The organism is Escherichia sp. Marseille-Q3837 (assembly GCF_916618735.1).
Classification (GTDB): domain Bacteria; phylum Pseudomonadota; class Gammaproteobacteria; order Enterobacterales; family Enterobacteriaceae; genus Escherichia; species Escherichia ruysiae.
In genome coordinates, this window is record NZ_CAKAKC010000001.1 from 2,084,338 (window position 1) to 2,107,053 (window position 22,716).

Sequence of the window (22,716 nt, forward strand, 5' to 3'; positions counted from 1 at the left end):
CGTCCTGTTTTCAAAGGTTATTGATTAAATGCGGCGTGTAAGGCATCCACACTACGTGCCGCTCGCAGCGTGCGTCCGGGGTTACTCTGGCTTGCCAACAGCGTTTGTACCTTGCTGACAATATGCGCACCAATAGGAATTGCTGATGTCGCTGCCGGGGAGGGCGCATTGCAGGTGTGGATCGTGCGCGGGGTGGTGACAAACAGAAAATCGTCAATCAGCTTACCGTCCGGCGATACCGCCTGCGCCCGCACACCGGCGGGCCAGGGCTGGAGATCGCTTAGCGAAAGCCGGGGACAATACTTTTGCACCAGCCGCAGATAGCCGCTTTTGCACAGCGAGTTTTTCATCTCGCCCAGTCCTGAGCGTAGATGGTTTTGCAGTACCCGGCGAATCCCCGGGGAGCCCAAAATTTCCAGCGTGTCGCTAAATGAGAAGTCGCGCTTGCGATAGCCTTCACGTTTGAAAGCCAGCACCGCGTTTGGCCCAACAGTCACGCTGCCGTCGATCATCCGGGTGAGATGAACGCCTAAAAAGGGCATCGCTGGATCGGGAATGGGGTAAATCAGATGGTTAACAATCTGGTTATGCTCCGGCGCGAGGCGGAAATACTCGCCTCGGAACGGGCAGATGATAAAGCCCGGTTCGAGGCCGAGCATTTTCACCAGCCGGTCAGCCATCAGCCCGGAACAGCTAATCAGCGTCGACGCTTCATATTCGCCGCTCTGACGGGTACGTATCACCACGCCATTCTTATGCTCATTAAGGCCGCTGACTTCGGCGTTATAGATAATCTCACCGCCTCTGGCCTGGAAGATTTTTGCCATCGCCGCTGTCACTTCGCAGTAGCTGACAATGCCGCTGGACGGCACAAAAATACCGCCAAGCCCGGTGATATTCGGTTCACGCTCGCGCAGCTCGTCGGCGTTTAACCACTCGCGCTCGATACCGTTTGCCGCCGTGCGTTCCCATAACGCGCGCATCCGATCCATTTCGAGTGCGGATGTGGCGACCAGCATCTTGCCGCAGTTGTCGTAGCGGATGCCGTTTTGATCGCAAAAGGCTTTGGTGGCGCGGTTCCCCGCCAGGCAAAACTGCGCTTTCAGGCTGCCGGGTGTGTAATAGACTCCGGCATGGATCACGCCGCTGTTGTGGCCCGTCTGATGGCAGGCCGGGCCGGACTCTTTTTCCAGTAGCGCAATGCGGGCATCCGGATAGACGTCAATCAGTTGCATGGCGGTCGACATGCCGATGATGCCGCCACCAATAATCACAAAATCATACATCCGCTCAATTCCTTTGCGCTTACTGATGCGTCTGGTAGTGGTTAGTGGCGTATGCGAAATAGCCGCGCTGGCGCATTAGTTCACGACGCAGATCCGGATGCGCGGTAAAGCGGTCGCGACCGTGCAGCCAGAACAGATTGTTAATCAACAGGAATTTGCCAACGGGAACCGGCACAGACAGAATGCCTTTGCTGTTTTCAATGGCATCGGAAAGCTCGCTCAGCCACACGCCTTCTTCGAAGTCTTTTGGCTGGACGAACTGGTCGATATAACGCATCACCGGGCGACCCTGCTGATCGACGTCGAACACAGGATGGAAGACATCTTTGCTGACGTTTTTACTTGGCGGCGCGGCAAAGCGCATCGGACGGCGCGCCAGCGGATGGCTGAAAAAGTGGTCCAGATGTTCCCAGTCATCGAGATGCAGCAGCAGCGAGTTTCCGCCCTGCATGTTCTGTTCGTCGATTTTCATCATCAGCACGTAATCAGTGATTTCTTCAACGTAGGTGCCGTCGTTATGCAGTTCCATTACGCGGTGCGGCTGGCGCAGATAGCTATCTGAGTTATCGACATTTTTCACTACAAAACGCGCGTAATACTGACCGCTCATGGCATCGAAATTGGAACGACCAATCAGATGCGCCACCGCCGTTGCCAGCTTCACCATCTCATCCGCTTGCTTCACATCATCGACACCCACCGCATTGATCAACAACGCACCTTCAGCACGGTTTAGCAGCGTCTTCAACAGCAGTGGTTGCAGCTGATTTGCACACAAGTCGTCAAGAATTTTGCCTACCCGAAAACGCAGAAACGATTTGTACTCCAGTGCCTGCACGGGCCACTCGGCGACCTGTTCAAGGAACTGTTTGGTCGTCTGTTCAGAGAAGGTAAGTTCCAGCAGGCGAGGGGATTGCGCCGACGGGGTGAGGGTGAATCCGCTATAGTCCTGGCCTGAATCGACAGCGTTAGTGTGTACGGCGGTCAGTGCATTCATCAGAAGCGATCCTCTTATGAGATGTAGGGTGACATGGCGATGCTCATTTCGTAGCCATAATCTAAAAATATCTACATTTCTGAAAAATGCGCACAAAAGTGACATATTGTTTTCTTATTGTGATCGAAAACAACAAATGGTTAACATTTGATTTGGTGAGTGCCAGATGCTTTTTTAGGGGAATAACGAGTTAAAACAATGCACTATTGTGGATTGTAAGGGCGTGTATAAGCATGATTTCATACTTTAAAATAAACTTACCCAGCGATTTAATACAAGGTGAGTCAATTTGAGATAACTCATTGTAAGCAGGGTATTTTTAGTACTGTATTCTTCTTGCAAGGGGGGAGAGCAATGTGTGTCTCTATGCTTTTAGGCTCAACGAACACAAGGGGATTTTAATGGGCTAAAAAATTCGGATTTAAGTCAGGAACGTATTAATACAATTCAGTACGGGGCGCAGAGAATACAACCAGATATTTGTTACATTGGCGATGGTTTTCTCTCTATTGAAAAAGGAGTGAGAAGACTGTGTGTAGTGGCATAGTGAATTTGGCCACCTGAATAGAGGTGATATCATCACCTCATAGTCAAAACAGGTGACATTATGACCGGACGTAACAGACGCAATTTTAGCCCCGAGTTTCGCCTCGAGGCTGCCCAGCTTGTACTCGATCAGCATTACACCGTTGCCGCCGCTGCCACTGCGATGAATGTCGGCAAATCCACGATGGATAAATGGGTTCGACAACTGAAAGAAGAGCGAGCGGGAAAATCACCCATAGCTTCACCCATGACACCTGAGCAGATTGAAATACGTGAGTTGAAGAAAAGACTTCAACGCGTTGAAATGGAAAGGGATATATTAAAAAAGGCTACCGCGCTCTTGATGTCAGACTCCCTGAACAATTCTCATTAGTTGAGAAACTCAGGGCGCGGTTTCCTGTTGCCGTTGTGTGCAACGTGTTTGGGGTTCATCGCAGCAGTTATAAATACTGGCGGCAGCCCAGGAAGCCTGACGCCACGAAAGTGGCATTACTGAGCCTTGTGCGTGAAGTTTATCACGAAAGTAACGGTTCAGCAGGAGCGCGAAGCATTGCCGCAATGGTCACCACCAAAGGTATAAAACTGAGCCGCTGGCGGGCAACAAAGCTGATGAAAGCGCTCAATATTATCAGCTGTCAGCAACCTGGCCATCGTTATAAGAAGGCGTCTAAGGAACACATTGAGATCCCTAATTATCTGGATCGCCAGTTTGCTGTTACCGAGCCTAATCAGGCTTGGTGCGGTGATGTGACTTATATCTGGACGGGAAAACGCTGGGCTTATCTGGCTGTTGTACTCGATTTGTTTTCCCGCAAACCGGTTGGCTGGGCGATGTCATTTTTCCCTGATTCCGCACTGACAGGTAAAGCCCTGCCGATGGCCTGGGAAGCACGGGGGAAACCGGCTAATTTACTGTATCACTCGGATCAAGGCAGTCACTATACCAGCAGGAATTTCAGACAGTTACTGTGGAGATATCAGATAAAGCAAAGCCTGAGTCGCCGGGGAAATTGCTGGGATAACAGCCCAATGGAACGGTTCTTCAGAAGCCTGAAAACAGAGTGGGTACCGGATAATGGCTACGCGAATTTTAGCGAAGCCAGCACGGCAATAACGAATTACATCACAGGATATTACAGCCAGCTCAGACCTCATCAATATAATGGTGGTTTGACGCCGAATGAATCAGAACGATTGTTCTGGAAAAACTCTAAAGCTGTGGCCAGTTTTTGTTGACCACTACATGCGGCAGCCTCTTCTGTTGCAATAGAACCAGATATTATTTCCACTCTCAGTAAACCTTGAGGGCTTTCGTCAGCTTCGTGTAAACACTCTTCGCCCAGACCAGTATTGTTAACGGGGATAATCACTTCGATGGCTTTATTCACGTCTTCTGTTATGGTTTCTGTAGGGATGACTATTTCAGAATCTTCATTGACAGATGCTTTCAGTTCGAACAGAAAAGCATTATCGCGTTCAGCTTGGTAATCGATCTTGTTTTGTAATTCAGCCCAAGAATACCCTTTTCCTAATTGAGATGCTTTGAACACAATCCCCTGGTATTCGAATGAGAAGCCGTTCATGCGGCCAGTAGAAGCGATGTTCGGGATTGCTCTGATGTTTTGTGCCACAAGCTGATGCACAAACTCAGTGGTTGATGGTTTATTGGCAAGGAATACTTCAAGAGCGTTCTGGATGATGGTTTTCGGGCATAACTCACCAATCCTTTCCTCCATCATCGCTTCATTACGTGATTTTTTGTGTTTTGGTTCAGGGGAGGGCGATGCCGGAGGTGCCTTAGCTTCCGGCCCTTTGGTTCTTGTCAGTGAATAGTCGAGTTCAAGCTGCTGGATGATGCGGGTGCTGATGAGATTTTCATTTTTTCCAAGGTAGAGCTTCCCCGAACTGAGTTCGATGCGACTGGCGATGATATGGATGTGCTGACCAGCCTTATCGTCATGAAGGACATAGCATCTTAGATGCGTCTCAGAGAAGCCCATTCGGGACATATAATCATCTGCTATTTCAGCCCACTGAGCATCAGTCAATGCCTCGTTTTTAGGCAAACGAAGCGAGTTGTGCCAAACAGCCTTTTGCACGTCAGGACGAAGCTGTTTGGTGCTATCAAATTCAGCGATCAGATCTTTAGCGGCATTGCCAACTATCGTTACATTTCCACCGATCACGATAGGGTCATTTTTATGATGAGAACAGGGCTTTAAGGCATAGAGGACGACACCAGCAAAACTCTTTCCTCTGCGGATTTTTTGCATCCCTTTCATTATTTATCACTGACAGATCGATTTGCTGACAGAAGGGCATCTCTTAGTGCTTTTATTCTTTTTTGCACCGTATAAATTTCAGTGATAGTAAAAGGACTATCGTGTGATTTAGTGTTGAGATGCTGAACAAGGTTGTTCAGATCCTGAGATGCTTTGGCAAGGTCTTTCCAGACAGTTAGATTTATTTCAGGAATTTTGGGAGGAGACGATTCAATGCTGACATACGTATCCAAACAGCACGGTTGAGATCCTCTCGTAGGCTATCAACGTAAGACAACTCGATATCATTTAATCTGATACTAATACAATGAGAACGTGTCTGCTGAGAGGGTAATTCAGCAGAAGCGAAATTTTCATAGCTACAGATTCTGAATGGCTTGATATTATTAAAAGTATGATTTCTATCATTCATATGAACTCCTTTCATATTGTAAAGTAAAATAAGCATGTCCGTTATGCTTATTTTACTTATATGATAGATGCTGAAAATGTCAATGTATGCAGTTGATTTTGCTTTTAATTTTTTCAACCAAAGGGCGAAAAAACAAGGAGCAACTCAAAGTATCACCGAAGGAGATGCTGAGAGTTAGCCCTTGCTTATAGCTTGGTTTTTGTGGCTTGTTCAATTAACATGTTTTTCAATAATTGAAATTGTTTTTCTTCTAATTTTTTTGATTTAAATATTCGGTCGATCTCCGGTTTTGATTCACCATTTAAAATCATGCTTGATAATTTTATATTGAAGTCTAAAAATTGAGACCTTGAAAACAAACATTGATTAATCAAACCGTTATGTGGACATGGCTTGTTTGTTTCTCTAATTTTATTTAATAAAGAAATTGTCTTTTTGAATTCTTCTGGATGATTCTTTATCATAAGTGAGTAATATTTGTAATTCGTGTTAAATTGACGAGTGTATAATCTTTTGAATTCTTCTTGCGTATATTTTTCATTTATATTTTTCTCATCAATAAAAATATTCTTATCTTTATGTAAAGTAAGATATTCATAAGCAATCTGTGAATATTGAGAACCAAGCATTTCTTGCACGTCATCACTTGGATTATTTGATTCATTAGCAAAACTATTTGTTGAGAAAGCTATGCTTGTCAGAAGAAAAAGTAATTGAGTTATTTTCATGGTGTTAACCTCTGTAATTATTATTAATGTGATAAATAACTACAATGTTTTAACCATGTTGTCAATTTTAGTAAAAGGCCTGCTTATGAACAAGAAGGCCTTTTACTTCTCTTTATTTATGGATGTTATTATATTCTGTGTCAACATTCGAACAGTCAAAACTTGGTTGCGCAGCAGCAGGTATTGTATCTAATAGAGATACTACCCTTTCTGCTGTCTTTCTATTTATATGATATATAGCAACTAATTTATCAATTAATTGGTTGCTTGAAATATTTAAGTTTTCTTGCTTTTCGGAGCAGGCATGGAACAACGGCGCATGATCAATTGGAGAAACAATCTTTGGTGGTTCTGCGTAGACAGCTAAAGGTAATAGTAAAAATATTGAAAAGAGTTTATTCATTTTTTCCTCGAATGTTTTAATTGAAATTTAAATGTCATAATATTTATAATCGTACAAGCATAATAATCGTCTATATACTGTGCTATTTTTATCTTCGAAAGATAATAAATAACTCTTAATATCCTCAGATTGTATTCTATCTTGATAATAACTATGAAAGATGCAGTCATCTTTTTTTGAGATAGGTAGTGCCCTATCATCAATAATTTCTGAAATAGTATTGTGAATATTGCTGCAATTGTTTGCAGTTGTCCGCTCAAAATGATCAGCAAGTTTCCTTCTTTGTTGTTCCTTATAAATTTCTACATTATCAAGTTCAGGGCAGATTTCACTGAATGCAAAGATTGGAAAGAACTGGGAACTTTGTATTTTCTGTTTATTTAACAATATAATTAATTGCTTATTTGCTTCCTCAACAATCTTGAAATAATCTTGCATCATCTCAGGCTTGGTTTGGAACTCATACTTGACTCGTTTATGAGATCCTACGGCTAATACCATTTGTCCATTTTTTAACTGGTCTAAATCTTCTGTGATTTTTACTTCAATATCCCCACCACTTCTTATTTCATTCCAGACTTTTTGAACTTTTCTAATATCCATTGCTGAAACTGGTAAGATTAAATCTGACAAACTTTCATATATAGAAGCGTAATCATCAGTCTTTATTTTATTTATTCTTATAGTGGTAGCATTTCCTATATATATATCGTGTTCAGATATGGTATTAGATCGTGAATCTTTTTCATATTCGACAAGTAAAAAATTACTTCTTATTTTATTAGCTATATCTGAGTTAGTAGGTACATAGGAAAAAATAGTCTTTAAAATTTGCTGTATATTTCTATCGCTTATGCTATAACCAATAAAGATAACCGGATTATGAATGAATAATGAGAGTAATTGTGCTCTAATTAGTTCATATTTGTTATCGAAATAGTCATAATCTTCTTCTGTAATCGTTAGTTCGGAAGGGGCAGAGACACAACCATGTATTTTATATACAGAACCATAAGGATTACTTAAAAGTATGCTATTACCTATTAGGGGTTCGAATTCAAAAAATTGTTCAATCAAAGTGTCATAATTAGTAGTAATAATTGAACCAATATTTTTTCTCATTTTTATCAGTTCAGCTATTTCGTCATTTTTTTCTTCTTTAACTAAAGTGGTTGATAATATTTTAGTTATATATATTTTAAATCTACTTAAATTAACACCTTTATCCATTTCAGTATAGAAAATATCATTTATTTCTTTGAATTTACCATTTCTGTCATTAGATAAAGCTTCGTTAAATAATCTTTCTATATTGCTTGCAATTTTTTCATATTTATACTCACCATTTATTTGACATTTTGATTTAATGTCAAGATAAGATTCTTTATCACCGGTAAGCTCAAAGCAGATATGAGATAGGAGACCATTCCAATCAAAGGAATTTGACAGATATCTCAAACTGAATCCAGTTCCAATGAACAGTACTGGATGATTTCGATAGTTCCCGATAAACTCTCTTATATCCATAATTTAAGTTAACTCTTTGTTTATAAAGGGAAAGTAGATGTTTTAGCAATCATAATAATATTATCGTTTGATTATCTAGCACTGTCCAGCTTTCTTGGGCAAAAAGTGCTTTTTTCTCATTGATTTTGCTTAGTAATACGATAAGGAATATACTTCGAGAGAAATTAATTTTGAGTATGATAGGAGTTATCTATGTCGATCATAATGGATATTATCTCTGTTATTGGTTCTGGTGTTTCGATATCTGGTATTACCCTGAAGGATTTAATCAAGAAAAACCCTAATAAAGTTGAAATTGAACGTTATATAAAATTTCTTGAACCAAAGAAAGTCTTAACGGCTCCTCTTGATGAGGAAATTATTTATGCAGTTATAAAAAGCCTGGAAGAAATAAAGAAAGAGACGGAAAATGTTAGGCTGAAATGCAATGATGAGTCGGTTTCATTAGTTTTATTAAATTTGGTTTTGACTATGAGTGAAGAACTTATGAGTCTTCATAAGATTTCTAATTCCGCTGATGCTAATGTGAAAATGTATAAAAATCTGCAAAAGATAAGAATAAAATTTGCTCAAGCACTTGCTATGTTATGCAGCGCATATGATATTGATATAACACGTTCAGAACTTTCAAAATTTATCCTGGATGTTGGTTATAAACCTCGTAGCTGATAAGCTGTGGCACTATGTATGCAATCATAGTGCCCTCATAATCTCTGTACGATTTTATTTGAAATGAATTAAACCATAATTGCCTCTTAATTCATTATCAACAAGATTAAAGTTCGTCATTTCTCTGTCAAGCCAATAAGACTCTTCAATATGCTCTAACAGTATTATTTGGAAACCACCATGAGACCGCATTTTCTCAACAAAAGAATTAATTTCATTTAGGGCTGCATCAAGACTTGCAAAGTCATCAGTTTTTTTACCAGCAGTACTAAAATATGGAGTGCTGGGCTGGTCAACGACTAAGAATCGTGGAACCCACGGTACTTTTCTATCTCTTACCAATTCGTGAAGTGCAAGGAAATAAGCTACATGTACATACATATAGTTAGAAGCACTTCCAATATCTATCATTTTTTCAACTTGATTTTTATTTATCAAATCAAGTGTTTTTTTTGCCTTATTGAATATTGGAGTTGCATCCTCAAATCCTTTTAAAGGCATCCGTGTGAATATTTCCTTTATTTTCCCGTTCAGTAAACTCAATGTATATTCTTTAAAGGCATTATTGTCTGTTATCTTGCTTTCTAACTCATTAATTTTAGTAGTTATCTTTTCTATAGTATCAGTATAATCATATTTAGGGAGAACAACTATCCGTTTAATTTCAGAGCTGAGTTCACCCATGAACCGATAAAGTTCGATTGGTGTGATCTTTTCATCACTAACAGTTACAAGTTTTTTACTCAAGGATGATATTTTAAGTTCTAACTCTTTTCTCTTAGCATTTGTTTTTGATATGAGTGAGTTTTGTCCTTTTTCGGCTATAGCCTTTTTTATCTCTGAGCTTTGATTCAATAAGGATTTAATGATTGAATAGATGTTTTTTGTATATAATATTTCGCTATAATTATCATCTAAATATTTGGCTATTAAAAGAGAGTCTTGGTTGTCTTTTAAAAACTTCTTATATTCAGTATTTGTTTCTATATATTCATTAATGTCTGTCAGTTCTTTTTTTAAGAGGAAAAGTTCTTTTTCAATTTTTGTTCTTTCATTAATTGCTGGGATTTCGTTTATATCCTTGTAATTAACTATCGCTTTCAAATTTTCAAGTTTATCACTTACAGTTGGTTCATTCTTGCGTTTTTCACTTATTAAACCAAAATAACACGCCCTGTCGTATAGTGATTCTATTTCACTTTCGAAATTGAAATAAGAGTCTTTGCTAGCCGACTGTTTATATTCGATACGAGCAAGATTCCTTTGTAATTCTTCTAACCGCGTTCTCATTATCATAGTTTCGGCGTTTTCACTGCCAAGAGCCATGTCAAAGGTTCGGTCAATACGCTCTCTTATCTTTAAATCAGAAATTTTTGAATAAAGATGTTCTGAAGAGGTTAGTGTTGTTTGATCTATAAAGCAATGTGGGATAAAATATCTATAGGATACTTTTGACCCTTGTTGTATGAATCTACCACCATAAGGGATTTTTAGGGAACTATTAATACCAAACTCATAATTCAGATGTTCCTTTAAAACATCTTTTTTGATATTGTTAATAGGGATTTGTGGAATGTCTCCATTTTTGTCAAAGTAAACTAGATCATCTTCTTCAAAGTGAGTCGCTTTTCTACAAATAGTGAAATATTTACCGTTTATACTTAATCTAATCCCATACCAATTTACAAAATTATCGACATTTGTTTTTGATATACCATCAGATGATGAGGATAAAAGGCAATAATCAATGATAGCCAGTATTGAGGATTTCCCTTTGCCAGAATCACCTGTTATTACATTTACCTTATTTTCCTCAAGTTCTAAATTCCTCAAGGTTGAATCAATTTGCCATATTAAAATATTAGTAATCTGCATTATAATCTAACTCCACAAATGTCATATATATTGTGTGGTTCTTCTAATAATAAACGTGCAACATTTATAGATGCTGCCTGTATTTTTACGGCTCTTTTGCCAATAAACGGGATCGCATTATCTAATATTAACTTGTTTTTAAATGCTAATTTACCGTGTTCTAATTCAGCTATTCCATTTTCAAGGCACAATGAAACACAATTAACTGAGGATGGAAGGAAGTTATAGAATCTTTTATTTATGGATACTATTATTTCGGGCTTGGTTAATAGTAGATCTTGAAAAGATAGTGTATTGGTTCTCTTGTGGGCAAGGTAATCTAAGCTTTTTTTATGAAATATAATTGGTAAAATTAGCATTGCATTGCATTGCATTGCATTGCATTGCATTGCTTATTTCAATATTTGATGCTATTGATAACACCTCTTGCAAAGAGAATATACCCAAAAGCTCATTGTTATATATTTTCATTTATAGACTGACTCCCAGTTTTGAAGCCATCCTATTTTTGGCTTATCTGAAAGGAGCAAGAATGTTCCTGTAGTCATAGATTTAGGTAATTGATTTTTATCCAACACAATATTACAGTTCCCTGTCAATTCAGTATAGACAGAGAAGGCTTTATTAAGATGATCTTCATTTATTTCTGTAAAACGGCTTCGTATATACGTTGCTGAATGACGTGATTGCCATTCATCAAACGCTTTTTGATATATTAGTCTTTCTTCTTGAGTTGTTAAATCTCCAGAGCTTTGCAATTTTTGAATGAAAGCTTCTGTTTTAGCCATTTCATTTATATATTTTACGATTGAATCGCTATTCAAATCCAAATCTTTGAGTTGTTTGTAAGAGATCTTTGACTCAACGTTAGTTGGGTATGCAGATTCAAAATCGTAGTATTGGTCGAAATTATTTATACAATTTCTTGAAATTTGAATAATCCTATCTATTCCCAAATTATTTCGAAAATCATCATAACTTATATTTATTTTGGTATGATTTTTAACCAAGTCATATTTATGTTTAAAAAAAGCACCTGAAATATAATTAAAAGCATCATCTATTTTATCATCAGGGATTGCTAATGTTTTTAGTAATGTTTTTATTTGGCGGATGATCCCATCTTCGCTATGTTGAAAACTTATACTATTAAATAAACGTTTAGAAGAATTGCTATCGAGTGAGTTTATGATAGAAATATACTTATAGAGGTCATCTGACTTATTTTTATGATCTTGTTCTATCTTTTCTATTTCATTTTTTATTTTTTCAATGTCCTTAGTGTCGTTAGTCAAAAGTTGCACGATACCAGGCTCTAAGGTAAGACCTTTGTTAGTGTAAAAAATAAGGCTAATGCTTTTGTCGCCTATGGTCTTAATCGCCTCTGACCAATTATATAATGTTTTCCATAAGTCTATGTCTTTATTAGTTATATTAGACTTGTTAATTGAATGTTTAACTTGAACCAAAGTTTTATGACCCTCGATGCTCTCAAGATGGAGATCGTCATAAACTTCAATCCCAATGTGTTCTTCTGGTTTAAGCTCTAAGGCATGTTTTAAAGCAACGTAATCTTGATAGGTAAAACCTATTGAATTTTTGTCAGCATTAGTTTTTTCAAAGAAATCCATATGGTAGCCCACTAAGGAAACAAGCAATGAAAGCATAAAAAAACATCAGTATCTTTTTTTCACCATATCAAACACTAAAAACATATGGAAGCATACGAATCAAAGTTTAGTTATATAACCTTATGTTTTTATACTGGTTTTATGTACATGTGCGCTTTCAATCCGATGAAAATGTTTTAGCTAAGGGGCATTCGTCAGCATATGGGCTTTCCAGGCTATCCCTATCCTTCTTGCTAATCCCCTGTATCAGTCAAGCAGCGAGAGATTTAGTTCTTTGAGCTTGAACGTAATCACTCCACCATTGCATCAAACTCTGTCGCTCTATCAGATATTCTGCACGATTGTATGCTGCGATAATTTCATCTTTTTTTGAGTGGGCAAGCGCTGCCTCAAGAACTTCAGATCTGAACTTACCGGATTCTTCTGCCGCTGTTCTTGCAATAGAACGCATACCGTGAGCTACAAGCTCGCCTCCGAACCCCATTCGGATGATAGCTGCGTTGGCTGTTTGTTCATGCATGTGATTGAGCGGAGCTTTGATACTTGGGAAAACCCACTTTCTATGCCCACTTATCGCTTTCATTGACTCCAGGACTCTCAAAGCTTCTTTGCTTAGTGGAACTTTGTGAGGCTTCTTCATTTTCATAAACTCAGCCGGGATGTTCCACATTGAGTTGTCAGTATCTATATCAGCCCATCTCGCACGAACGGCTTCCCCTGGACGAACCCAGGTAAGCAATTGCCATTCAATCAGCAATCTTGTCTCCAAACGAACTGAGGCATTGTTTAACACTATTAGGAAGCGGGGTAACTCAGAAGGGGGTAATGCTGGCATATTCTGTTTTTTAGGCTTACTGAACCGTTGCCCAAGGTTGTCAGCCGGATTGAACTCGATAAGTTCTTCAGTCGCGGCCCAGCGAAAAATTTCATTTAATCGGGAAATGATTCGCCGTAAGGTTTCGAGGACTCCTCGTTGCTCAATAGGGTCGAGATGTTGCTTTAAGAGTTTGGGTCGGATCTCATTGACAGGAACCTTACCCAAGCCGGGAAATATATTTCTCTCCAGGCTTCGCCAGATGTCTTCTGCATGGTCTTTTGAGATACCAGAGGTCTTTACCTTCTCATCCAACCATTTCCTTGCCACGGCTTGGAGAGTGTGTTCAGTAGCATTCTTTAAGGCATTAGCTTTATCGTTGTTATGAACTTGGGGATCAATGCCATTAGCAAGCAAGGAAAGGTATTCATCTCGTAAGGCTCTGGCTCTTGCCAGTGTAAGGTGAGGGTAGGTCCCAAGGCTCATTTTGGTTCTTTTTTTACTGACTGGCACTGCATATCTGAAATACCAATTCTTCTTTCCTCCTTTCGAGAGGGGAGCGATTCGTAGTATCAAACCATCTCCGTCAAACAAGTTGATTTCTTTGTCGGCTGGCTTGGTGCTTTTGATTTCAGTGTCAGTGAGCTTCTTAGCGATTTTTGCCATTTTGGGACCCTCGGTTTTTGGATCCTTCTTAGTGGGTCCCATTCAGGGTGCCATAAGTGATAGTTCTCAGCAATTCTCACTGGACGACAATAGACGTAAAAAAGCCCGCAGAGCTTGTGCTGTGCGGGCTTAGTAGACTTCATTGTACTTCAAACAACTAAAAAGTGGTGGAGCTGGCGGGAGTTGAACCCGCGTCCGAAATTCCTACATCCTCGGCACTACATGCTTAGTCTGTCTTTACATTCGCTTGCCAGCTGCGGACGGACACGCCACTAACAAACTAGCCTGATTAAGTTTTAACGCTTCAACCCCAGGCAGGGCTTCCACGCGATCTCTTTTGGGTTTGACCTCTCTTGATCCCCGTCCTAAGAGCGGAGGCTAGGGAGAGAGGGCTCTAAGCAGGTTATTAAGCTGCTAAAGCGTAGTTTTCGTCGTTTGCGACTATTTTTTGCGGCTTTTTACGAGGCCAACCGCCCCTCGGCATGCACCTTGGGTTTCGCAAATCCCGTCGAATCCAGAATCAGCCCCAATGTGTAACGGCGAGTATACCAGATTTGTGAGCGTCATGACCAGCCCCAATGGCGTTATCGTTCAGGATTTAGCGCCCGCGTAGCATGATTTTTATTCGATTAAGCAAAGGGATGACGACATCTGTATCAAATATGATAGCCGATAAGATGTGCATTCGCGCCACCGGAGAGGGGAGGCGCGGTGAGGATCTGCAGTATATGTGATGCAGGTTTAACGGTGAGCGTTTTTCATGATACGCGCTTTATCAACCTGCCATTCACGTTCTTTGATGTCGGAACGTTTATCGTGCTGTTTCTTACCTTTCGCGACGCCGATTTTCACTTTGCACCAGGCATTTTTCCAGTACAGAGAGAGCGCCACTACGGTATAGCCTTCACGATTGACGCGACCATATAATGAGTCCAGTTCGCGCTGATTGAGAAGTAACTTGCGGGTACGAGTAGGATCGCACACCACATGTGTGGAAGCCACAGCCATCGGCGTGATATTTGCGCCAAACAGGAACGCTTCTCCGTCGCGCAGAAGGACATAGCTGTCGCTAATATTGGCTTTTCCTGCGCGCAGGGATTTAACTTCCCAGCCTTGCAGGGCAAGTCCCGCTTCGAACTCTTCTTCAATAAAGTATTCGTGACGGGCGCGCTTGTTAAGCGCGATGGTCGCTGAACCAGGTTTATGTGCTTTTTTCTTCGTCATAAGCGTCGTGAATCATCGGTAATCTGAAATCGAAAATACCCCATATCAATCCTGCGGGGGACAAGGCTCTATCTTAGCATGAACACGATGTTACCCAGCGCCGGGATAGCGTTTTTTTTACAGCAGGATAAATGATATTATTTGTTGGATTTTTGTTGATGGAATTTGTTATGCCTCAAATTAGCCGGACCGCACTCGTTCCCTACAGCGCGGAGCAAATGTATCAGTTAGTGAATGACGTTCAGTCTTATCCTCAGTTTTTGCCAGGTTGTACTGGAAGTCGGATTCTGGAGTCCACTCCTGGACAGATGACCGCTGCGGTAGATGTCTCTAAGGCTGGGATCAGCAAAACGTTTACTACCCGCAACCAGTTGACCAGTAACCAAAGTATTCTGATGAATCTGGTTGATGGGCCGTTCAAGAAATTGATCGGCGGCTGGAAGTTTACACCGTTGAGTCCGGAAGCGTGCCGTATCGAGTTTCACCTCGACTTTGAGTTTACTAATAAGTTGATTGAACTCGCCTTCGGTCGCGTGTTTAAAGAGCTGGCGGCTAATATGGTGCAGGCTTTCACCGTGCGAGCAAAAGAGGTTTATAGTGCCAGGTAAAATTGCTGTAGAGGTAGCTTACGCGTTACCAGAGAAGCAGTATTTGCAGCGTGTAACATTGCAGGAGGGCGCGACGGTTGAAGAGGCAATTCGCGCAAGTGGTTTGCTGGAATTGCGTACAGATATCGATTTAACTAAAAATAAAGTCGGCATTTACAGTCGTCCGGCAAAACTGAGCGATATCGTGCGCGAGGGCGATCGTGTAGAGATTTATCGACCACTGATTGCCGATCCGAAAGAGCTTCGTAGACAGCGCGCAGAAAAATCGGCGAATAAATAGCAGGCAGAAATAAAGGTGCTCACTGAGCACCTTTTTTAATCGCTATAAACAGCAAGTTTTATTCGTTGCCACTCAGCGCAGGTTTGTTATCAATATTGGTCAACACACCGCTGCTGTTAAAGGTCAGCGTCAGAGTTTGCTGCGTTACACCTTCATGGCCTGGTTGCTGGCGGAAGACATAGAACCAGGTATTCGTACCAAATGGATCGGACATCAGCGGTGTACCCAATGCGTACGCAACTTGTTGTTGCGTCATGCCAACGCGTATTTTGGACACGTCGTTAGCGGTCAGATAGTTCCCCTGGTTGATGTCAGGACGGTAAACCACTCGCTCCAGAGTGGAACAGCCTGCGGTCAACATCAATAGTACTGCTGCTGCAGCAGTCAGCGTTTTACAGCGCATAGTGATTTGATTCCTTTTCGGGCCCGAGCAGTACGTGGCTCATCTGTAATATGCCGATGATAATAGACCTTTCATCACTTTAAAACCTTTTGCTTTCCGGTCTTACGGCGTTTTGCTGTTTATTCTGACCGTGAAGCAGGAAAAAAGTTTACGCTGCCAGTAGTTCTTTCGCGTTCGCCAGCGTGTTGCGTGTGACTTCACTGCCGCCAAGTAGGCGCGCCAGCTCTTGTAACCGCGCCTTTTTATCCAGGGATTGCATATGCGTTTCGGTCATAGCGCCATCGGTTTCTTTGCTGACAAAATAGTGTTGATGACCGCATCCTGCAACTTGTGGCAGGTGGGTAACACACATCACCTGGGTTGATTCACCAAGCTGACGTAGCAGTTTGCCGACAACTGCCGCTGTCGGACCGCTAATCCCCACATCCACTTCATCGAAAATAAGCGCCGGGGTTTCCATTTTACGCGCGGTGATGACCTGAATTGCCAGTGCGATACGGGACAATTCACCACCGGAGGCGACTTTGGCTATGGGCTGCATCGGCTGACCTGGGTTGGTGGTTACCCGAAACTCAATACGATCAGCACCGTCAGCGCCCAGGTGATGCTCGTCAAATTTAACATCAATCGTAAACTGGCCATGCGGCATGGAGAGCGCCTGCATACTATCGGTGATCAGCTGTGCCAGCTCAGTTGCATAGTGCTGGCGTTGCAGGTGTAATGCGCGCGCCGTTTCCAGCGCCTGCTGATGATGTTTCGTTACCGCCAATGCGAGTGTTTCTTGCGAGTCAGCTTGATCGTCCAGTTGCTGCTGTTCTTCCAGTAGCGACTGGTAATACTGTGGCAATGCCTCAGGGCTGACGTGATGTTTACGTGCCAGCGAAATCTGTTTTGAGATGCGCTGTTCAAGTTCAAACAAGCGGTTAGGGTCGAGATCCAGACGATCGCAGTAGTGGCGTAATTCGTCACTGGCTTCGGCAATCTGGATAGTAGCCTCTTCCAGCATATCAAGTACGCCGGACAGTTTGCTGTCCATACCAATCAATTCGCTGACCAGTTGTTTAGCGGTGTAAAGCTGGCTTTGCAGGTTCGCATCTTCACCGTCGGCCATTAATGCCAATGCATTCTGGCTGGTCGTAAGCAATTGACCGCTGTTAGCCAGACGTTTGTACTCTTCGTCGATTTGTTCAAACTCGCCGGGCTGCGGATTAAATTCGTTTAATTCTTTTAATTGGTATTGCAGTAGTTCAGCACGGGCGGCGCGTTCCTGACTGAGTTGTTGATGATGCGCGAGGTCACGGCAGCTTTGATGCCACAACTGATAACGTGCGGTCATTTCCTGGAGCAGAGACGTTTCATTGGCATAGCCATCAAGCAGGAATTTCTGATGCTCAGGTTTGGTGAGTAACTGATGAGCGTGTTGACCATGGATCTGAATCAGCAACTGACCCAGTTCGCGTAGCTGAGACAGCGGAACAGCCGTACCGTTGATAAAACCACGAGAGCGGCCATCACTACTGATAACACGACGAAGCAGGCATTCGTGGCCATCTTCCAGTTGGTTTTCTTCCAGCCAGCGCAGGGCCGCTGGCGTATCTTTCAGAGAAAAACGGGCGCACAGGTCAGCGCGAGCAGCGCCGGTACGCACCATGTCGGCTTCAGCGCGACCACCGAGACAAAGACCGAGGGCATCTATTGCAATAGATTTACCCGCGCCGGTCTCGCCAGTTATTACGGTCATGCCGCTATGAAAATCAATCTCAAGCTCACGAACGATAGCAAAGTTGCTGATGGTCAGTTGTGCCAACATAGTCGTTTTCCTGTATGAAAAACCATTACTGTTATTGTGTACAGTATAAACTGGTTTTATATACAGTAAAGAGGCTGGCGTAAAATTAGAATAATTTTTTTGACCAGCCGAGCTTGGTGCTTAATGTATTGAAATAACTGTAATCTTTCGGATGAATCAGATTCAGATGGTAATCACAGCGACGAATCAGGACATCTTCACCTTCCTGAATCGGCAGTGCTATCTGGCTGTCGCAACTGATTTCCAGGTCGTTACGGCGATGCGAAAAACGCAGACGGATCGTGCTGCTGCTGTTTATGACCAGTGGTCGTGCTGACAACGTATGCGGGAACATGGGCACCAGGGTAATCGCATCCAGAGAGGGGGTCAGAATAGGACCGCCTGCAGAGAGGGAATAGGCGGTGGAGCCTGTTGGCGTCGAAATAATTAGTCCATCAGATCGCTGAGAAAACGCAAAGATCTCGTCGATATACACTTCGAACTCAATCATATGCGCCACTTTGCCTGGATGAAGCACCACTTCATTTATCGCGGTGCTGATGCGTTTCTGGCAATCTTGCTGACAGACTTGCGCTTCCAGCAAAAAACGTTTCTCGCTGATGTAGTGGCCTTCCAGCACATCGGCTAATTGTTGCTGGGCGTTATCGGGGTCAAGGTCAGTCAGGAAACCCAGGTTGCCACGGTTGATTCCAATAACTTTAATATCGTAACGGGCGAGTGTGCGCGCCGCGCCCAGCATATTACCGTCGCCACCAACGACTACCGCGAGATCAGCCAGTTGCCCAATCTCCGCGAGCGTGCCAGTTTTCACATTCTTCAGTTGCAGTTCGTGAGCGATTTGTTGCTCAACGATGACCTCGTAACCTTTTGTGCACAGCCAGCGGTAGAGCATTTCATGTGTTGTCAGTGCAGTAGGGTGCCGTGGGTGTCCCACAATGCCAATACACTTGAAATGATTATTCATTTTTCCGAGGTCCTTGTTGCGAAGATTGATGACAATGTGAGTGCTTCCCTTGAAACCCTGAAACTGATCCCCATAATAAGCGAAGTTAGCGAGATGAATGCGAAAAAAACGCGGAGAAATTCATGAGTAGTAAAGAACAGAAAACGCCTGAGGGGCAAGCCCCGGAAGAAATTATCATGGATCAGCACGAAGAGATTGAGGCAGTTGAGCCAGAAGCTTCTGCTGAGCAGGTGGATCCGCGCGATGAAAAAATTGCGAATCTCGAAGCTCAGCTGGCTGAAGCCCAGACCCGTGAACGTGACGGCATTTTGCGTGTAAAAGCCGAAATGGAAAACCTGCGTCGTCGTACTGAACTGGATATTGAAAAAGCCCACAAATTCGCGCTGGAGAAATTCATCAACGAATTGCTGCCGGTGATTGATAGCCTGGATCGTGCGCTGGAAGTGGCTGATAAAGCTAACCCGGATATGTCTGCGATGGTTGAAGGCATTGAGCTGACGCTGAAGTCGATGCTGGATGTTGTGCGTAAGTTTGGTGTTGAAGTGATCGCCGAAACTAACGTGCCGCTGGACCCGAATGTGCATCAGGCTATCGCAATGGTGGAATCTGATGACGTTGCGCCAGGTAACGTACTGGGCATTATGCAGAAGGGTTATACGCTGAATGGTCGTACGATTCGTGCGGCGATGGTTACTGTAGCGAAGGCGAAGTAAATATCTGATGGCCGACGCGAAGTCGGCCATTTTTTTTAGCTTAAAAAATCCTGTACTTCCAGCCACGGCGTGTTGAAATCATCTATTTTTTTATATTCGTTCATTGGCAGAACGACCACGTTATAGGTGTCAGATCCTTCATTCAGATCAAAAATCTGAAAGCCCCTTTTATTGAGTTCGGTTTGGATGCGTTCAAAGATTTCGTCAAGGTAGCGGTCTCCGGCTTCACAGACATCGGAGATTTCATCCTCTTGGGTTATTTCGACAAGAAGACTCCTTAATTCCTCAGAAGCTGTCAGGTTTTTTGTGAGCTCATAAAAGCGATCTGCAGCAAAATTAGCCAGCTCACCTTCTTCATCTTCACCTTTCCAGTCAACGAGTTGAATTAATCCTTCACCGCGTAGAACCTGTAAAAATGCCTGCGCCAGGTCACGATTCCCGAGATCGCCACGACTGCAATCGAGAACGTCCTGCAATCCATATTCGTCTTCATCTTCGTCTTCAAAGATTTCAGGTTGCGTCGAAAGTTGAGAGAAAATAGTGGGCCATAAGGTTGGGGTGTGCTGTAAAAAAACGCTGGCGACGACGTTGAGATCGTCTGCAAAATCCTTATCCCATTCAATTACATAATCTTCTGACATAACATCAATATCCTTTCCGAATGCTTGAAAAGACATTATTACATTGCTAAGTAAATGACAGGAATTGATGGAATCCTAAAAGACGGCGATAAAAAAAAGCGAACCGGAGTTCGCCATTGCGTTACTCCGCCACACTCTCGCGCAGCGGTTTTACAGGAAAAACTTTTACCTGCTTAATCATATTGTCCTGAACGTCGAGAATATCGATATCGTACTCGCCAATACGTACGCGGGTGCCTGCAACAGGGATCTCTTCCAGAGCTTCAAGAATGACGCCATTAACTGTGCGGGCATCATCTTCCGGTAGATGCCAGTTAAAGGCTTTGTTAATTTCTCGCACGTTGGCGGTGCCATCGATAATCACCGAACCGTCGTTTTGCGGCGTGACTTCTTCGGCAAGTGTTGGCGACATGGACGTGGTAAAATCGCCGACAATCTCTTCCAGAATATCTTCGACCGTCACCAGCCCCTGAATATCTCCGTATTCGTTGACAACCAGGCCGACTTTCTTTTTGTTGCGCTGAAACTTTACCAACTGCGTGCTGAGCGGCGTACCTTCAGGCACAAAATAGATCTCGTCCGCGGCGCGCAGCATGGTTTCTTTGGTGAACTCTTTTTTCTCCGACATCAACCGCCAGGCTTCACGTACTCGCAGCATACTGATGGCGTCGTCCAGCGAATCACGGTAGAGCACGATGCGCCCGTGAGGTGAGTGGGAGAGTTGGCGCAGAATCGATTTCCAGTCATCGTTGATATCAATACCGATAATTTCACTGCGCGGCACCATGATGTCATCAACGGTCATTTTTTCCAGATCGAGCACCGACAGCAGCATATCCTGATTGCGACGGGAAATTTGTGAGCGCGATTCGTGCACGATAGTGCGCAACTCTTCTTTGCTCAAAGAGCCGCTGACCACGATATCGGTTTTGATGCCCATCATGCGCATTAACATGCGGGTGATAGCGTTCAGCAACCAGACCAGCGGCATCATCAAAATTTGCAGCGGTGCTAACAGAATACTACTCGGATAAGCGACTTTTTCCGGGTATAGCGCAGCGATAGTTTTCGGCAACACTTCGGCAAAAACCAGCACCACAAAGGTCAGCACACCAGTCGCAATTGCCACGCCCGCATCGCCGTACAAACGCATCCCGACAATAGTGCCGAGCGCGGAGGCAAGAATATTGACCAGGTTATTGCCGATTAACACCAGGCTTATCAGGCGGTCTGGCTTACGCAGCAATTTTTCGACGCGTTTGGCCGAGCGATTACCCTGCTTCGCCATATGCCGCAGACGATAGCGGTTGAGTGTCATCATTCCGGTTTCGGAGCCAGAAAAATAGGCTGAAATGACCACCATGATGATCAGAATTATGATCAACGTGGTAGTAGAGATATGTTCCAGGGGAAACTCCTTTTCTGGTTTTAGCTGATTAACTGCTGGACAATTCGGCTGCCAAAGTAGGCCAGTGTAAGGATGACCGCTCCTGCGACGTTAAACCAAACGACGCGGCGCCCACGCCATCCTTCATGATAATGCCCCCACAGCAGCACAATATAGACAAACCACGCCACAATAGAGAGCACGGCCTTGTCGATATTTTCCATGCTAAATAAGTTGTGCATGTAGAACAGGCCGGTACAAAGAGTGAGTGTTAACAGCACCACGCCAATTTGCGTAATGTGGAACATTTTACGCTCAATACTCATCAGCGGCGGCATTTCCTGATTGAATGCCAGCTTCTTGTTCTTCAGTTGATAATCAATCCATGCCAGTTGCAACGCGTACAGGGCGGCAATAATTAGCGTGGCATAGGAAAAGAGCGATAAGCCAATGTGCACCAGCATTCCTGGCGTTGCTTCCAGATGAGTGATGTATTCATTGGGCATGAAGGTCGCCAGCGCCAGATTGATGAGCGCAAAGGCATAAACAATCGGCAACAGCAGCCAGCCACGGTTGCGTGAGGCCACGATGGTCATTACCGTACAAATCATCAGGCTGACCAGCGAACCGACATTCAACAGGCTAAGGTTTTGTCCGCTATCGCCGCCAGGCAAAATGCGGGCTTCAAGAGCGATAGCGTGGCAGACCAGCGCGATGACCGCAGAAATAATAGCCATTCGCCGCCAGCCGCCGTTTTTTTGCAGCAGACCGGGAACAATCAGCGCGAGACTGACGGAGTAGGCGACGAGCGCGAGCAGAGCAAAAACGGGCATAGTGATGTCGACAGTTT

The 22,716-nt window shown here is 43.2% G+C and carries 22 protein-coding genes and 1 other RNA gene; 5 read left to right on the forward strand and 18 right to left on the reverse strand.

What is annotated here, in order from left to right:
- Positions 1-17: 17 nt before the first annotated feature.
- On the reverse strand, positions 18-1,286 hold the full coding sequence (lhgO, locus tag LG381_RS09755) for an L-2-hydroxyglutarate oxidase (RefSeq protein ID WP_225762348.1): 1,269 nt from the start codon (positions 1,284-1,286) through the stop codon (positions 18-20).
- 19 nt (positions 1,287-1,305) lie between these two features.
- Positions 1,306-2,283, reverse strand: a complete 978-nt coding sequence (gene glaH / locus LG381_RS09760) for a glutarate dioxygenase GlaH (protein ID WP_225762349.1) — start codon at positions 2,281-2,283, stop codon at positions 1,306-1,308.
- Between the two features lie 607 nt (positions 2,284-2,890).
- Here glaH and LG381_RS09765 point away from each other — a divergent pair.
- A protein-coding gene (locus LG381_RS09765; protein ID WP_225762190.1) for an IS3 family transposase occupies positions 2,891-4,065 on the forward strand; the annotation gives its coding sequence in 2 pieces (ribosomal slippage) (positions 2,891-3,149 and positions 3,149-4,065; 1,176 coding nt in all).
- Here LG381_RS09765 and LG381_RS09770 read toward each other — a convergent pair.
- The 4 genes from LG381_RS09770 to LG381_RS09785 all read right to left on the reverse strand — a co-directional run bounded on the left by LG381_RS09770 (position 3,984) and on the right by LG381_RS09785 (position 8,181).
- Positions 3,984-5,111 carry a relaxase/mobilization nuclease domain-containing protein gene (locus LG381_RS09770; protein WP_225762350.1) on the reverse strand — a complete coding sequence of 376 codons (1,128 nt, stop codon included), beginning with the start codon at positions 5,109-5,111 and terminating at the stop codon, positions 3,984-3,986. The two genes, LG381_RS09765 and LG381_RS09770, sit on opposite strands and share 82 nt — an antisense overlap.
- Positions 5,112-5,708: 597 nt before the next feature.
- Positions 5,709-6,251: a hypothetical protein gene (locus LG381_RS09775; protein ID WP_225762351.1), complete on the reverse strand. Its 543-nt coding sequence runs from the start codon at positions 6,249-6,251 to the stop codon at positions 5,709-5,711.
- A gap of 112 nt (positions 6,252-6,363) precedes the next feature.
- Positions 6,364-6,654, reverse strand: a complete 291-nt coding sequence (locus LG381_RS09780) for a hypothetical protein (RefSeq protein WP_225762352.1) — start codon at positions 6,652-6,654, stop codon at positions 6,364-6,366.
- A gap of 27 nt (positions 6,655-6,681) precedes the next feature.
- Positions 6,682-8,181 carry an SIR2 family protein gene (locus tag LG381_RS09785; protein ID WP_118897101.1) on the reverse strand — a complete coding sequence of 500 codons (1,500 nt, stop codon included), beginning with the start codon at positions 8,179-8,181 and terminating at the stop codon, positions 6,682-6,684.
- Positions 8,182-8,373: 192 nt separating this feature from the next.
- On the opposite strand from LG381_RS09785, the gene LG381_RS09790 reads away from it, so the two are divergent.
- Positions 8,374-8,850 (forward strand): hypothetical protein, encoded by a 477-nt coding sequence (locus LG381_RS09790; RefSeq protein WP_048990929.1) that lies wholly within the window; start codon positions 8,374-8,376, stop codon positions 8,848-8,850.
- Positions 8,851-8,904: 54 nt separating this feature from the next.
- Here the strand turns inward: LG381_RS09790 and LG381_RS09795 are convergent, their stop codons facing one another.
- The 6 genes from LG381_RS09795 to smpB form a co-directional block, all read right to left on the reverse strand.
- Entirely contained in the window at positions 8,905-10,725 is a 1,821-nt protein-coding gene (locus LG381_RS09795) for a DUF3732 domain-containing protein (RefSeq protein WP_225762353.1), read from the reverse strand.
- On the reverse strand, positions 10,725-11,084 hold the full coding sequence (locus LG381_RS09800) for a three component ABC system middle component (RefSeq protein ID WP_014641072.1): 360 nt from the start codon (positions 11,082-11,084) through the stop codon (positions 10,725-10,727). Before LG381_RS09800 ends, LG381_RS09795 begins: the two co-directional genes overlap by 1 nt.
- Before the next feature lie 108 nt (positions 11,085-11,192).
- The gene (locus LG381_RS09805) at positions 11,193-12,356 is read right to left on the reverse strand and encodes a hypothetical protein (RefSeq protein WP_225762354.1); all 1,164 of its coding nucleotides are present in this window, start codon (positions 12,354-12,356) and stop codon (positions 11,193-11,195) included.
- A gap of 250 nt (positions 12,357-12,606) precedes the next feature.
- Entirely contained in the window at positions 12,607-13,836 is a 1,230-nt protein-coding gene (locus LG381_RS09810; RefSeq protein ID WP_225762355.1) for an integrase domain-containing protein, read from the reverse strand.
- Positions 13,837-14,001: 165 nt separating this feature from the next.
- Positions 14,002-14,364, reverse strand: a transfer-messenger RNA (tmRNA) gene (ssrA, locus tag LG381_RS09815).
- Positions 14,365-14,577: 213 nt separating this feature from the next.
- Positions 14,578-15,060: an SsrA-binding protein SmpB gene (smpB, locus tag LG381_RS09820; RefSeq protein WP_000162574.1), complete on the reverse strand. Its 483-nt coding sequence runs from the start codon at positions 15,058-15,060 to the stop codon at positions 14,578-14,580.
- A 170-nt stretch (positions 15,061-15,230) separates the two neighbouring features.
- Here smpB and ratA point away from each other — a divergent pair, with 170 nt between their 5' ends.
- Together ratA and LG381_RS09830 are read left to right on the forward strand one after the other, a co-directional pair.
- A complete protein-coding gene (ratA, locus tag LG381_RS09825; protein WP_024191158.1) occupies positions 15,231-15,668 on the forward strand; it encodes a type II toxin-antitoxin system toxin RatA in 438 nt (145 codons plus the stop codon).
- Positions 15,658-15,948 carry an RnfH family protein gene (locus LG381_RS09830; protein ID WP_001117836.1) on the forward strand — a complete coding sequence of 97 codons (291 nt, stop codon included), beginning with the start codon at positions 15,658-15,660 and terminating at the stop codon, positions 15,946-15,948. Before ratA ends, LG381_RS09830 begins: the two co-directional genes overlap by 11 nt.
- A 58-nt stretch (positions 15,949-16,006) precedes the next feature.
- Here LG381_RS09830 and bamE read toward each other — a convergent pair whose 3' ends face one another.
- From bamE to nadK, 3 genes are all read right to left on the reverse strand, one after another.
- Positions 16,007-16,351 (reverse strand): outer membrane protein assembly factor BamE, encoded by a 345-nt coding sequence (gene bamE / locus LG381_RS09835; protein ID WP_001203438.1) that lies wholly within the window; start codon positions 16,349-16,351, stop codon positions 16,007-16,009.
- A gap of 148 nt (positions 16,352-16,499) precedes the next feature.
- A complete protein-coding gene (gene recN / locus LG381_RS09840; protein ID WP_225762356.1) occupies positions 16,500-18,161 on the reverse strand; it encodes a DNA repair protein RecN in 1,662 nt (553 codons plus the stop codon).
- An 85-nt stretch (positions 18,162-18,246) separates the two neighbouring features.
- Entirely contained in the window at positions 18,247-19,125 is an 879-nt protein-coding gene (gene nadK / locus LG381_RS09845; protein WP_001059169.1) for an NAD(+) kinase, read from the reverse strand.
- Positions 19,126-19,247: 122 nt separating this feature from the next.
- Here nadK and grpE point away from each other — a divergent pair, with 122 nt between their 5' ends.
- Complete coding sequence (grpE, locus tag LG381_RS09850) at positions 19,248-19,838, forward strand: nucleotide exchange factor GrpE (RefSeq protein WP_001300112.1); 591 nt, start codon at positions 19,248-19,250, stop codon at positions 19,836-19,838.
- Positions 19,839-19,873: 35 nt separating this feature from the next.
- On the opposite strand, the gene LG381_RS09855 is transcribed toward grpE, so the two are convergent.
- The 3 genes from LG381_RS09855 to LG381_RS09865 form a co-directional block, all read right to left on the reverse strand.
- Positions 19,874-20,479, reverse strand: a complete 606-nt coding sequence (locus LG381_RS09855; protein ID WP_225762357.1) for a cytoplasmic protein — start codon at positions 20,477-20,479, stop codon at positions 19,874-19,876.
- A gap of 121 nt (positions 20,480-20,600) precedes the next feature.
- Complete coding sequence (locus LG381_RS09860; RefSeq protein ID WP_032149952.1) at positions 20,601-21,887, reverse strand: HlyC/CorC family transporter; 1,287 nt, start codon at positions 21,885-21,887, stop codon at positions 20,601-20,603.
- Between the two features lie 20 nt (positions 21,888-21,907).
- Entirely contained in the window at positions 21,908-22,699 is a 792-nt protein-coding gene (locus LG381_RS09865; RefSeq protein ID WP_024165125.1) for an inner membrane protein YpjD, read from the reverse strand.
- Between the last annotated feature and the right edge of the window lie 17 nt (positions 22,700-22,716).